The following is an 11,862-nucleotide window of genomic DNA, read 5'->3' on the forward strand; positions in this document are numbered from 1 at the left end:
CCATGCCTGTAGTCCGGATTGATTCGACATACGAGAAGTTCCCCGCCTACAGCATCATGTCCGGCAGCTCCTCCTTCATGGATCCCGCGCTGCTCAGCGAGGAGGAACTTGCCTTCATCCGCGACGCCCGGCTCCGCGAAGCCTACGCCGACGCACTGATCAGCGACCGGGCGTACCCCGACGATGCAACCCCGTTTGCAGTGGACCGCCTGGCCGGGGTCCTGCGCGCGGCCGGCATCGAAGTGCCTGCCCGTCCGACTGCAGAGGAACTTGAGGCCCATGGCCGCGAAACAGACTGAACGCTCCATGCTCAACGCGCTGCTGGAACGCTACACCGACATCCGCCGAGGCACCCTCACCGACCGGTGGATCCGTGCCGAGCACGTCCAGTCCGGCCTCGGCTACCGGGACGGGGCGCGCGCGGCAGACTTCGTGGCCGCCGACCGGCATTCCTCGACCATGGCCCTGCACGGACACGAGGTGAAAGTCAGCCGCGCGGACTGGCTCAACGAGCTCAAGGACCCCACCAAGGCCGACGCCGTGAAACGGTACATGGACTTCTGGTGGCTGGTCGTGCCCGATCCGGGCATCGTCAAGGACGGCGAGCTGCCAGCGGACTGGGGGCTGATGGTCCTGAAGGACGGGAAGCTCCGGGCCAAGAAGACGGCACCGCGGCTGGATCCGGCACCGGTTCCCCTGGACTTTACGATCGCCTTGATGACGGCAGCCGCACGGACCGGCCAGCGCGAGGTCCTGCACCGCGATGCACCGACAGTCCACCTGCACAGGGGGTACAGCTGCGGCCTCTGCGGTGCGCCGGCCCCGAATACTCGAAGCCCAGGCCAGCACGGCAGCCTGAAACCACCAGAAGGCCACCATGAACGACGCACTGTCATCACTTCAGCCCACCATCTCGATCATTGGGGGCGTGCTCATTCTCATCGGAATCGCCGCTCGTGTCTTCGCACCCGACACCGACCCCCGAAGCAATCGGCCGAAGCCCGGTCTTGGATTCTTCATGGCCGGGCTGTCGATTTCTTCTCTGCACCCGCTGCTGTGGGCGGCTTCGGCAGTATTCGCAAACATCTAGGAGGAAGCCGGCGCCGCAGGCACGAGCAGCGGTGGAAGCCGGCAATGACAGCGCGGCACCCGCAGTTTCCCTGCCCTGCCGCACACAGGTGGGCATGAAGCTGAACAGGATTTTCAAACGCAAACCCGCCGGCGTCTCCGATGGAGGCCAATTCACGATCGACCAGAAGGCAGAGCCCGCAGTGACTCTCACTTCACCTGATGCCGAACCGCATCCCTACATGCTGCAAGACGGCGACCCCACTCCGTACGGTTCAGCCATGCCGTACAAGATCGAAGCTGAGGGGGTGCAGCGTTTCTCGACCGGCTACGACGACGGCGATTACGTCTGCCTCTCCGAGGAACGCAACGCAATGATTCCGGAAGAGTACCGGAATGAGAACGGCTTTTACGCCGACCATGGCATCTACGGCAGGGCCAAGGCCACTGAACTGGACGTCGTGATGGTCACCCACCCTGATGCCTTCCATGAGGACGAAGTGGAGCGCGCCCGGGACCTCATTGCCGTCAGGGATGCACCCCAGGACATCCAGGAGGATCTCGGTGAAGTGCAGGGCCGCACGTCGCTCGCCCGAATGAAGGCCGATCGCCTGCGGGAGGAGCTGAAAACCCTGGAAACTGCGGAGAAGAAATGGGCCGCCTCCACACTCGCAGCCGGCACCCTCGAACACTTCCCGGGCGCCACCAAAGTGAGTTTCCTGAAGTATGGGGACGATCAGGTGGGAAGCATCCAGGTCCACAGCGGTGACACTATGCTCGGCATGATGTCCGCGAAACTGGACGGTCAGGTCGTAGGCAACGGCAGCGAAGACGGTAAGAAATTCCTCCACACAGCCATGAGCACGCTGGAGGATGTGCCGGACAGCTGGCTTCACGAGCAGGGTGCGACGACGAGCGGACTGGACGCCAGTGGTGAGAGAGTCATCTCCATCGACGTCAACACCGCCTTGAACAAGGCAGCTGAACGTATCCGCGACGCGGACCCTCGCCGCTGGTAGCCCACCACATGCGATGAAGGCCCGCACCGGAGGAGGAAGAAGGTGCGGGCCTTCTCCATGTCCCGGGGCGGGGCGTGCAGAGACTCGAACGGCTCCGCACACATAGGGTTTGCCGGCACACGATTCCGGCTCTCCCGACGAAAGGCCTTCCATGTTTACCGCTCCTGCCCGCAAGATGGCCAACGCCCTGGTCAACGCCATGATCTTCGTCGACCCCAAAGCCGTCGACGGCCGCGCCTACCTGACCGGGGTCCGCCTGCGGGTCCGCACGAACGTCTTCGACACCACGGCCACCGACTCCTACCTGCTGGCACAGGGACGGGCCGAGGGAACCAGCCCGGGCGACACCTGGAGCGCCCTGCTGCCGGCCGGCAGCCTCAAAGGGGTTGCCGCGTCCCTGAAGCGATCCAAGACGGACGCCTCCGTCGACTTTGACGGCACCGCGGTGACGTTCCTGGTTAGCGGGGAGAAGTACCGGATCGAGACCATGGAAGGCGTGGAACGGTTCGACCCCATGGATTCCCTGTTCCCTGACCTCATGGACTACTCGGCCAGCCCCGGGTACGCCGTTATCGACCCGGCCATCGCCGCGAAGCTCGGCAAGCTGAAGGACTACGACTCCGCCAACACCGTGGTGGACGCCCACCGTCCCCACGCCCTGGTCCTGGGCCTGAACCCGGCACCTTCCAAACCCGCCGTCGCCGCTTTCGGCTCCGACATGCGGATCCTCATCGCCACGCGCCGGGCACCATACGTCCCGGATGAGCTGTCCTACAGCGGCTGGAATTCCTGGATGCCCTGACCCCGGAGGGCGGCCCGCGGACGGCGGTGGGGACAAACACCTGCCCGTCCGCACACATTATGGGTATGAGCGAGACCCACCCCGAGAACCTGGACCAGAACCCCGAAGCCGCATACGAAGGACCTGCGTCTCCGGAGACCCACCGGCAGCAGCGCGCAGATGACGTCAGAACGTACCTCAAAGCGATCGGCAAGTACCCCCTCCTCACCCGTGAGGATGAGCAGGACCTGGCTGCAGCCATGGAAGCAGGCCTCTACGCCGGCCAGCTCCTTGAGGAGAAGGACGGGCTGTCCCGGCGCCGGGCACTGGAACTTGAACAGATCGTCCGCCTGGGCAGGGAGGCCTCGGACCGGTTCTTCCACTCCAACCTTCGCCTCGTCGTCTCCATCGCCAAGCGGTTCGGCGGCCGCGGCATGGACCTTCTGGACCTCATTCAGGAAGGCAACGCAGGCCTGATGATCGCCGTCGAACGCTTCGACTACACGAAGGACTGCCGGTTCTCCACGTACGCCACCTGGTGGATCCGGCAGGCCATCAGCCGCGCGGTCGCAGACCAGAGCCGGGCGATCCGGTTCCCCGTCCACTACCACGACGTTGTCGTAAAGGTGCACGCCATCACGACGAAGCTCGAGGTCGAATACGGGCGCAACCCCACGGCCGCCGAGATCGCAGAGGCCTCCGGGATGACCGAGGAAGCTGTCCTGCTGGCCCAGAAGCGCTCCCAGCCGATGCTCTCCCTGGACGCCATGATGAGCGACGGCGAAACGGATGAGATCGGCCGTGCCGTTTTCGACGCCCGGATCGAGAACCTCTACGAGCCCGAAGCGCCGGAACCGTTCGACCATGCCGTCCACGCCGACATGAACCGCGTCATCATGGGACGGCTCCGGGAACTGCCCGAACGGGAGGCACACATCCTCGCCCTCCGGTGCGGCCTCGTAGACGGATGCCCCCGCACGCTCGAAGAAGTCGGGAACATCCTCGGCCTGACCCGCGAACGGATCCGCCAGCTCGAGGTCAAAGCCATCGACACCCTGCGGGAGCCGGCGAACGCCGCCCACCTCCTGGACTTCTACGAACCCGACCAGGGCTACAGCGTCCCTGTCCGCACCGTCCGCCGGCGGACCGCGAAGGTCGTCGAGTTCCCGGGCACCGCTGTACACGCGGCAGCCGCCTGACTGCCCAGAAACCAGTCCGCCCCGCTAGGAGCGCAGCTGGTCGGTGCCGCGGATGATCTCCTGCTGGACTGCCAGGGTGTCTTCCCCAATGTTTTCCAGTGCGCTGACGATCCGGTCCGTCGAATCATCCGGGTAGATGCGGGCGATGGAATCGTGGATGGACTCGAGCTTGTAGAGGTTCTCGATTTCTTCGACAGTCAAAAACCCGTCGTAGAGCTCGATTGGATGGCTGCGGACTTTCTCGTCCTCTTCCGGGAACCGTTCAAAGTTCGGAGAGTGATACCACATCTGAGCTGCACGAATCAGCTGTGTCACGTCGTACTCGCCAAGCCCGTCGGGTCGTTTACTCCGGACGGCATCTTCGATCGGGCCGACAACCGATAGCCGGTGCTGCTCGCGCTCAGCGCTGAACTTCGCTTCCCACTCAGGGATGTGCTTGTCTTTGGCCGGTTGTGGGTTAGCCGCAAACCACCTCTGGTGAAAGGCCTCCATTTCCTCGTTGATTCGGCGGTCGACCTCCTGTTCGAAGGATTTAGGGTAAGCAATTACAGCCTGGTCAACGATGGCGTCAGGAATCTCCACTGTTGACCAGAATTCGATGCACTTCTCCGCCGTGCGGAAAGGAGTCGGGTGCAGGTAGGTGCTGTCCAGTCTGTCGAACAGGGGGACATACACTGCAGGGGCTTGATGCGCTGCTTGCGGGACGGTCATTGCGGCTCCTTGTGGTCTCCATCTGAGCCTTGTTGGGCCGTGCCCTGTTGTCCAACTGTGTCGTGCCACATGACGGGCCGGTGACAGACCCCTGGCCTTCCGCACACATAGGGGTCATGAGCACAAACCTCGAGCGAATCACCGATATGGCTGCTGCTGCCGGCAACCCGGAATGGCACGTCTCCGACGGACACGACGCCCTCGTTTACTTCCACATCATCGCCGACGCCGTTGACTCGCCCTATGGCCGCAACGCCCTCAACTTCGATGGTGACGCCCGGACCGCCTACTACGTTGCCGCCGCGGTGAACAGTGCTCCGGCGATGGCCGCTTCCCTCATCTCACTGTCGGCGCTGGCCGAGTCGATCCCCGACGACGCACCCGATGCGCTGCGCGAAATGGCCGCCGCCATCCTGGACGCTGCAGCCTCCGTGCCGGATGTCCGTGCCACCCCTGGACAGTTCACCCGGGTAGCCGAAGGCCACGCAGCATGAGCTCCGGAAGTTCATCGACTCCCGGCGCAGAGGAACCCTTCTGGGGTAAAAATGCAGGTGAGGCCCATGATTCACGGCCTGAAGCTGACCGTCCGCACGATCCTGAAAGGACCGCTGAAGTGGGAGCACCCGTCACCGGCCCGATCCATCTGGCTGCCCTTGGCCACGGAGCGACAGTGCGTTTCAACGGGCGCTTCGGTCCGGGACTGGCGCTGCGCAACGAGGACGGCACCTGGTCTGCCACAGGCATGAGCACTCCCCTGTGTTCCGAAGAGCTCTGGGGTATCGCCGATAACCTGACGGTCCTCTCCACGGGACGTGTCCTGGAGCGCCGTGCCTGATACGTCCCCGGCCGCCGGCACCCTGCTGGAATCCATCACAGCCGCCCACCAGTTCACCCACAGCACCGATGGGGATGGCTGGTCTGAACGGCTGCTTGAAAGCTATGACTGTTCCTGCGGCAGAAGCCATTACGCGATCTGGGTGCAGGAGGATCCGGGGCTGACTGGACGGAAAGAATTCCTGGAACGCGTCGGCTCCTACTGGGATGAGCATTCAGCGCATCTGGCCAGCGTGCTGGTCCCGGCGCTTGAAGCCGCGTGGGATGCAGGCCGGACCGTCGGCGCCGAGCAGACAGCACGGCCCACACGCATCGACCTTGCCGGTGACCGCAACCCGTACCGCCGCAGCGATCCTGTGCGCGGCTCCGCCCTTCAGTTTCCCCGGGAAGCCGCATGAGGGTCCTCAGGCGACGGCCTGCCCTTCCGGCTGAACCCTCCGAGGTGGCGGACCAGGGCGACCTGGACGAGCTGCCGGAGACTGAGGCAGGCATTGAACCGGGCCCTGAGCTGGACGCTGAACCTGTTCTGGCGGAACCCGAGAAGATCGGCGTGTACGGGACTGACACGGGCATCACCATCGTCGCCATGGACGGCACGAGATACTCCGCCACCATGTCCTTCCCGATACCCATGGCGCAGCGGACCTGCGCAGACGGGCCCCACCCGCGGGCATTGCCGACGGCGCTGGTCATCGACGGCGCTGGCGTGAAAACCGACTGGTTCCCGGGAGGAGACAACGGCCTGCCCCGGGAAGTGGACGAAGAGGTTCATGCCTACTTCCTCAACGTGATCCGGTGGGAGCACACCATCGCCGAGCACAACGGGATGCTTCCCGTCCTCGAATCGGTCATCGACACGTACCGGGCAGTGGATCCCGGGGCCGGCGTTGAACAGATCAGGGCAGCCGATGCCGCCTTCAATGCGATGGCTGGTGAACCCTGGGCTTCACGTGAAATTGCCCTCTGGGTGGGCCGCGGCTACGTTCCCGCCGACGAGCACAGGGTGAAGGTCCGTTCCCTGGAGTCCACGGTCCGTGACCTCCGAAGCCGGGAGCCGGAGGACGCGCCGCCCATGTCTCCGCGTGAAGAGCGAGTTCGTGAAGAGCGCAGCCGCAGAGGCATAATGGAAATACTAAACATGCTTTGTAGTCAGGGCAGGAAAGTGCCCGATAACCGGGCCGGCCCTGATGACGTCCATGCGGCGGACACCCGCCTTGACGCCGCGTAGTCAGAGAGGTGTCCGTGACCATCATTGACCTGAGCACTTCCGGGGACCTGCGGGAGTTCACGCTGGAAGTCTCCGCCCACGCGGACATCAGCCGGGGCAACCTGGATCCGAGACCAACCCTCATCCAGGCCCGTGCAGCACGAACCCCGGACGGGTACACGAGTGCCGACACCCGTGTCCTGAGCGAAGAATTCACGTGGACGACCATCCTTAGCTTCACCGACGACCTGGCTGCCGTCCCGGCTGCCCGGCCCGGCGAGGAGTTCCCCGGGACGCTTGCCCGTTACGGCCAGGAGCTCATCGACCGGACCATCCGGATCATCTCCCTCTAACCGAAGAGAGACCCTTCACCGTCCGCACACATAGTGGACGCGACCGGCATACCGCCGTTCGCTGACCTTCGTGCGGCCGCTGCATTCCTTCGGCTGCCCCGATCGAAAGACACTATGCAGCTGCAGAAAAGATCCATCCGCAATGTCCTGAAGAACAACCGCGGCTACTCCCTCGTTGACCTGCTTGTAGGCCTCATTGCCATGGGCATGCTCGGCTTCGTGGCCATTGGCGCCGCCTATGCGAGCATGTCGGGGACCCTGGGAATCTTCCTGGCGGTTATGGCCGGTCTCGTCGGCATCGGAGGCATCGGCGCTTACTCCTACACCCTGTGGAAGAAAGGTGCCTCACGTACAACGGCCGAGGCTAAGCCGGTCACCTACAGGAGCCGTTAGTGGGCGACAGGAAACGCATGACAGCACGTGAGGCACTCCGGAATGCCCGCGGGCAGTTCAGCGTCACGGAAGTCATCCTGGCCATGGCCATCATCGGCTGCCTGTCCCTCGCCCTCATCTCCATGCTCTCTGCCAATCCGTACGGGTACATGCCGGACATGGACACGGTGAAGACCGTCCTTGGCATCGCGGCGATCATCATTTTCGGTGCAGCCCTGGGCGGTTACGCCTACTTCCTCCGCCGGCGTACAGCAGCCAGGCAGAAACAGCTGCAGAAGTAACCCCACCGGGCAGGGCTCCGGCAGTACTTATCGACTCGCACTGTCCATGGGGACGCCGTCGTAATGTGCTGTCCGGGGCCCCGCCTGTCTGGGCGGTGAGCGATGCCTCGCCGTCCGCACACATAGGGATTATGGATAAGAACGTCAGCCCGGAAATCAAGGCAGCAGCACGCGACCTCCTCGGCCATTACAACCGCCCCGGCGGCACCCAGCCCGGCGGTTTCCGCGCAGGTCTGTTCGACATCTGGATGAAGGCTGACCACCTGAACCCGGCACGCCTGACCATCGCCTTTCCCGAGGTTGCCGTGGCCGTGAATGCGCTCCGCTTCGGCAGCGATGAAGAACTGCAGGATCTGGCTCGGTGAAAGCTGTCAGCAGTCCGCAGGTTCCCGTACTGGAAGCCATGGCGGCAACCCTCGATGCGCATGCTCCCGTACGACGGGGCAACGGGATGGTGGGGAGCACCTGCCCCAATGCCCTGTGCCGGGAGCCGGTCTTCATCACCACCCGGGAAGCGCAGAACCACCAGACCCTCAAGGTCCTCCAGGCCCTCAGAATCAACCCTGCCAACGAGGAACGGGCAAGTGCTGAACTGGCCGCCCTGCTCGGTTTCGGTAGCACTGAAGCCGTCCCGGGCACCTTCGAAGCACGTTCGGGCTACTCTCCTATGCGACAAGTCATGGAGGTCGCATGAACACCCTGTTCAGCACAAAACATGCCCACCGCCGCAAGGCCCTAACCGCCGCCCGTAACTCTGCTGCCGTCATCGTCACGGCGCTCATCGTCGCTGCGGCCGTGTGGTCGTTTACCACCAGGCAGGCATCAGCTGATCCCGGAAGAGGTGACGCCCTCCTGTCCACCCTTTTGGTGACGACCGCCGACACGAAGGAGAGCCGGGAGCTGCTCGCCGATACCTATCAGGCAGCAGACACCAGCCTGATCTCCGATGCTGACCGCGAGGAAACCCGCGACCTCATCACCCGGACATACGACTACGAGTGCGTCCGTGAAGCACTGGCCTGGTATTCGCGCGGGCTCGGGGTCAACGATGAAACCTGGGATCAGGCCAGTGCAGTGCTGACCTTCGCGCACACCTCGAACCCTGCCGGGAAGGTCATCGTCGACGGTGCCGGCGAAGCCATTGAACTCGTCAAAGACAACGCAGTGCTGCTGACGCCCGTAGATCTCACGAGCATGCTCACGATGTGCGGTATGCCCTGACCAGCTCTGGCATGACGGCCCGGGCGGTTGTAGCCTGACCGGACATTCCCGCGTCAGGAGGACAGTATGCCCAAAGGCGACATCGAGACTTACCACGAGAACGGAACCTGGCAGTCCCGCCGCGAAGGCACAGGTGAGGCGCCGTTCGGACGCAGCACTACGAAGGATGAAGCAGTCCGGATCGGACGCGACCGGGCCCGCGAGCTGAAGGTCGAGCACCTCATCAAGAACATGAACGGGACGATCGCGGAGAAGAACAGCTACGGAAACGATCCGAGGAACATCCCCGGCTGACCATGGCAGCACCGCGTCCGCCGGTACCGCTTTCCCTGGCCAAACCAGTCGAGGGAATCCCCGCATCAGCTGCCCTGCCCGGCGGCTGCGTGTACGAGCCCAAATGGGACGGCTTCCGGGTCGCTGTCCACGTTGACGAGCAGGGCGCAGGCATCTGGTCCCGTGCCGGGAAAGACCTCACGGCACGGTTCCCGGACCTCGCAGAGGCCGCGGCAGAACAGATTCCGCCCGGGTACATCCTGGACGGGGAAGCAGTCGTCTGGGCCGGGGAACGCCTGGACTTCGCAGCCCTGCAGTCAAGGATGAGCGCCGGACGCCGGACACTGCCCGCCCTGGCCCGTCAGGCACCTGCATCCCTTGCCGTTTTCGACATGCTGGCCCTGGCCGGCACCGACATCCGGGAACTGCCCCTGCACGTCAGGCGCGAACTCATGGTCGAGCTGGCAGCCGACTGGGAACCACCCCTGAACCTTTCCCCGGCCACCATGGACCGGGACGAAGCTGCCGCCTGGTTCAGCAACCTTGCCTCGGCCGGCATCGAAGGCCTCGTCGTCAAAGGCGCCGGACAGACCTATACCGGCGACCGCCAGTGGCTCAAGGTCCGCCACCGGCACCCCGTCGACGTCGTCTGCGCTGCCGTGCTCGGATCCGTGCACCGCCCGTCAGTCCTTGTCCTGGGGCTCCCATCCGGCAGCCGGCTCAGGATCGTGGCAGGACCGTACCGCTCGAGCAGGGCGCCTCCCGGCTCGCCGGCCGGATCCTGGAACCCGCCGACACAGACCATCCATGGCCCCAGGAGGTCAGCCCTCGAATCCTGGACCGGTTCACGGGCAGGACCGATCCGGTACGCCTCGCCCGGGTGAAGCCGATCGCCGTCGAAGTCTCCGTGGACACGGCCTTCGAGAACGGATCCTTCCGCCACCCCGTTAGGCTCCTGCGCCTTCGGCCCGACATGGACGCCGGGGACGTCGCCGCACCGGTGTGAGCAGTGGGGAGAGCGCCGGGGCTGTCCGCACACATGGGATGCATGATGATCACCGGCAAAGCCATCCCCGTGTACGAAGACAGAATGTTCATGCAGGCAGAGGTCCGCGAGGCAGACGCCTCCGACGCTCCCGTGGCCGCACGCTTTGACGCCATCGGCGAATACCCGGGCTCCGGCGCCGAGGAAGTCATCGACCTGCGCGCCCACGACGGCCGCTTCTACTCCCGGGTCCCCCAGGCTGTCTTCGACGGCATGACCATGGACTTCGGCCACCACTGGGCGAACCCGGAAGCGGTGGAGAGGATCCTCCGGAACGGACTGGCCGGGCTCCTGCTGATCGACGGCCAGCTGTGGGAGCCAACCGTGGAACCGGCCCTGTTCGTCACGCCGCGCCGATTCCAGATCACCATCACCCACTCGAGCAACCCGCACATCCGGGGCTGGGCGCCCTTCACCACCCCGGACTGCTTCAAGCTCACCGAGATGGACGGCGCCCTGGCCTACGCCCGGCAGAAGCAGGGAACCGATGAGGTGGACGCACCGTTCCTCGAAGTCCTGGTCCCGGAGGCGTTTCCTCCGCGGCCCGTTGCCTGAGGCTCCCGGGCCGGCCCTGGAGAGGGATGCCGGGCAGTCCGCACACATAAGGGCTGAGACGAGACACGCAGCGTCGAGACCCACGAAGGGAAGCAATGCCCAGGATTTATGCCTACGAACCGATCGAGAACGCAGAAGCTGAAGAGCCCGGCGACCGTGTCGTGCTGGCCGTCAGCGAGGAAAGCTTCAAGAGCGGCAGTTACGAAGAGTACGAGGAGGAGGTCCTCCAGGTCATGTCCGAGCTTGGCTTCATGGACGTCATGGTCTTCTCGTACCAGCACGAAAGCGTGCCGTACGAAGAGAGCCTGGAGATCCTCAGGAAGGACCCCCGCATCGCCTTCGTGACCGACCCCAGTGCAGACCAGAACCAGCCCTCGGAATAGCGAACGTTGACGAAGAAGGCCCCGCCGGGTTTCCGGCGGGGCCTTCAGTGCAGTCGGACGGTTGCTACGACTCCGGAGCAGCCAGGTTGGTTGCCTTGCCGCGGACCGTGTCGACGGCGTCCCGGATCCGGTCCGGTGAAGGGTTCGTGCCGGCGTTCACGGAGATGAAGATGCCCTCGTCCGGTTCGGCTTCCACGGCTACGACGGTGGTGCCGTCCTCGAGTTCGCCGATTACCAGTTCCCGGGTCATGTCCTCCCGCCAGTACCGCAGGGCACCGTCGTTGACCGGGTAGTCGCCGTTGTAGGGTTCCAGGATTCCGTCGACTCCGGCCTCGTACAGGGATGCCGGGTAGGCACGGTCTTCCTCGTCCCACCAGGTCAGGTCGTGGCCTGCCGTTGCCGAGGTGGTGAGTGGTTCAACTCCGGTCGGTTCGCTCTGGGTCTTGGCAGCGAACTGCCCGCCGTTGCCGGCCTGGCCGACGTCCTTCTTGCGCTGGGTGCTGGGTGTGCTCGTCATGCCCTCCTGTGTGCGGCAGCTG

General features: G+C 64.5%; 22 protein-coding genes. 20 read left to right on the plus strand and 2 right to left on the minus strand.

Annotated elements, in window-relative coordinates; all coding sequences use genetic code 11:
- Positions 1 to 2 precede the first annotated feature (2 nt).
- From NF551_RS18660 to NF551_RS18680, 5 genes are all read left to right on the plus strand, one after another.
- Positions 3 to 299, plus strand: coding sequence for a hypothetical protein (locus NF551_RS18660; RefSeq protein ID WP_227897365.1), 297 nt, complete (start codon positions 3 to 5; stop codon positions 297 to 299).
- Positions 280 to 1,188, plus strand: a complete 909-nt coding sequence (locus NF551_RS18665) for a hypothetical protein (RefSeq protein ID WP_227897364.1) — start codon at positions 280 to 282, stop codon at positions 1,186 to 1,188. The genes NF551_RS18660 and NF551_RS18665 overlap by 20 nt, the downstream gene beginning before the upstream one ends.
- Positions 1,185 to 2,087 (plus strand): hypothetical protein, encoded by a 903-nt coding sequence (locus tag NF551_RS18670; RefSeq protein ID WP_227897363.1) that lies wholly within the window; start codon positions 1,185 to 1,187, stop codon positions 2,085 to 2,087. The genes NF551_RS18665 and NF551_RS18670 overlap by 4 nt, the downstream gene beginning before the upstream one ends.
- 151 nt (positions 2,088 to 2,238) lie before the next feature.
- Positions 2,239 to 2,889: a beta clamp domain-containing protein gene (locus NF551_RS18675; RefSeq protein ID WP_227897362.1), complete on the plus strand. Its 651-nt coding sequence runs from the start codon at positions 2,239 to 2,241 to the stop codon at positions 2,887 to 2,889.
- 65 nt (positions 2,890 to 2,954) lie between these two features.
- Positions 2,955 to 4,067, plus strand: a complete 1,113-nt coding sequence (locus tag NF551_RS18680) for a sigma-70 family RNA polymerase sigma factor (protein WP_227897361.1) — start codon at positions 2,955 to 2,957, stop codon at positions 4,065 to 4,067.
- A gap of 24 nt (positions 4,068 to 4,091) precedes the next feature.
- Here the strand turns inward: NF551_RS18680 and NF551_RS18685 are convergent, their stop codons facing one another.
- Entirely contained in the window at positions 4,092 to 4,778 is a 687-nt protein-coding gene (locus tag NF551_RS18685) for a hypothetical protein (protein ID WP_227897360.1), read from the minus strand.
- 116 nt (positions 4,779 to 4,894) lie between these two features.
- Here NF551_RS18685 and NF551_RS18690 point away from each other — a divergent pair, with 116 nt between their 5' ends.
- The 15 genes from NF551_RS18690 (at position 4,895) to NF551_RS18755 (ending at position 11,323) form a co-directional block, all read left to right on the plus strand.
- Complete coding sequence (locus tag NF551_RS18690; RefSeq protein WP_227897359.1) at positions 4,895 to 5,272, plus strand: hypothetical protein; 378 nt, start codon at positions 4,895 to 4,897, stop codon at positions 5,270 to 5,272.
- Between the two features lie 119 nt (positions 5,273 to 5,391).
- Positions 5,392 to 5,613: a hypothetical protein gene (locus NF551_RS18695; protein WP_227897358.1), complete on the plus strand. Its 222-nt coding sequence runs from the start codon at positions 5,392 to 5,394 to the stop codon at positions 5,611 to 5,613.
- Positions 5,606 to 6,010 carry a hypothetical protein gene (locus NF551_RS18700; protein ID WP_227897357.1) on the plus strand — a complete coding sequence of 135 codons (405 nt, stop codon included), beginning with the start codon at positions 5,606 to 5,608 and terminating at the stop codon, positions 6,008 to 6,010. Before NF551_RS18695 ends, NF551_RS18700 begins: the two co-directional genes overlap by 8 nt.
- Positions 6,007 to 6,840: a hypothetical protein gene (locus NF551_RS18705; RefSeq protein ID WP_227897356.1), complete on the plus strand. Its 834-nt coding sequence runs from the start codon at positions 6,007 to 6,009 to the stop codon at positions 6,838 to 6,840. The genes NF551_RS18700 and NF551_RS18705 overlap by 4 nt, the downstream gene beginning before the upstream one ends.
- Before the next feature lie 14 nt (positions 6,841 to 6,854).
- On the plus strand, positions 6,855 to 7,172 hold the full coding sequence (locus NF551_RS18710) for a hypothetical protein (RefSeq protein WP_227897355.1): 318 nt from the start codon (positions 6,855 to 6,857) through the stop codon (positions 7,170 to 7,172).
- A gap of 114 nt (positions 7,173 to 7,286) precedes the next feature.
- The gene (locus NF551_RS18715; protein WP_227897354.1) at positions 7,287 to 7,565 is read left to right on the plus strand and encodes a hypothetical protein; all 279 of its coding nucleotides are present in this window, start codon (positions 7,287 to 7,289) and stop codon (positions 7,563 to 7,565) included.
- 17 nt (positions 7,566 to 7,582) lie between these two features.
- Entirely contained in the window at positions 7,583 to 7,846 is a 264-nt protein-coding gene (locus NF551_RS18720) for a hypothetical protein (RefSeq protein WP_227897353.1), read from the plus strand.
- 131 nt (positions 7,847 to 7,977) lie between these two features.
- Positions 7,978 to 8,211 (plus strand): hypothetical protein, encoded by a 234-nt coding sequence (locus NF551_RS18725; protein WP_227897352.1) that lies wholly within the window; start codon positions 7,978 to 7,980, stop codon positions 8,209 to 8,211.
- Entirely contained in the window at positions 8,208 to 8,540 is a 333-nt protein-coding gene (locus NF551_RS18730; RefSeq protein WP_227897351.1) for a hypothetical protein, read from the plus strand. The genes NF551_RS18725 and NF551_RS18730 overlap by 4 nt, the downstream gene beginning before the upstream one ends.
- A complete protein-coding gene (locus NF551_RS18735; protein ID WP_227897350.1) occupies positions 8,537 to 9,067 on the plus strand; it encodes a hypothetical protein in 531 nt (176 codons plus the stop codon). Before NF551_RS18730 ends, NF551_RS18735 begins: the two co-directional genes overlap by 4 nt.
- 66 nt (positions 9,068 to 9,133) lie before the next feature.
- On the plus strand, positions 9,134 to 9,361 hold the full coding sequence (locus tag NF551_RS18740; protein ID WP_227897349.1) for a DUF2188 domain-containing protein: 228 nt from the start codon (positions 9,134 to 9,136) through the stop codon (positions 9,359 to 9,361).
- Positions 9,362 to 9,363: 2 nt separating this feature from the next.
- Positions 9,364 to 10,224, plus strand: coding sequence for an ATP-dependent DNA ligase (locus NF551_RS18745; RefSeq protein ID WP_227897348.1), 861 nt, complete (start codon positions 9,364 to 9,366; stop codon positions 10,222 to 10,224).
- The gene (locus NF551_RS18995) at positions 10,221 to 10,346 is read left to right on the plus strand and encodes a hypothetical protein (RefSeq protein ID WP_269439050.1); all 126 of its coding nucleotides are present in this window, start codon (positions 10,221 to 10,223) and stop codon (positions 10,344 to 10,346) included. Before NF551_RS18745 ends, NF551_RS18995 begins: the two co-directional genes overlap by 4 nt.
- A gap of 42 nt (positions 10,347 to 10,388) precedes the next feature.
- Positions 10,389 to 10,940 (plus strand): hypothetical protein, encoded by a 552-nt coding sequence (locus tag NF551_RS18750; RefSeq protein WP_227897347.1) that lies wholly within the window; start codon positions 10,389 to 10,391, stop codon positions 10,938 to 10,940.
- Between the two features lie 95 nt (positions 10,941 to 11,035).
- Complete coding sequence (locus NF551_RS18755; protein WP_227897346.1) at positions 11,036 to 11,323, plus strand: hypothetical protein; 288 nt, start codon at positions 11,036 to 11,038, stop codon at positions 11,321 to 11,323.
- 64 nt (positions 11,324 to 11,387) lie between these two features.
- Here the strand turns inward: NF551_RS18755 and NF551_RS18760 are convergent, their stop codons facing one another.
- A complete protein-coding gene (locus tag NF551_RS18760; protein WP_227897345.1) occupies positions 11,388 to 11,840 on the minus strand; it encodes a hypothetical protein in 453 nt (150 codons plus the stop codon).
- Positions 11,841 to 11,862 lie beyond the last annotated feature (22 nt).

Origin of the sequence: Arthrobacter caoxuetaonis (assembly GCF_023921125.1) — a bacterium.
Taxonomy (GTDB): Bacteria; Actinomycetota; Actinomycetes; order Actinomycetales; family Micrococcaceae; genus Arthrobacter_B; species Arthrobacter_B caoxuetaonis.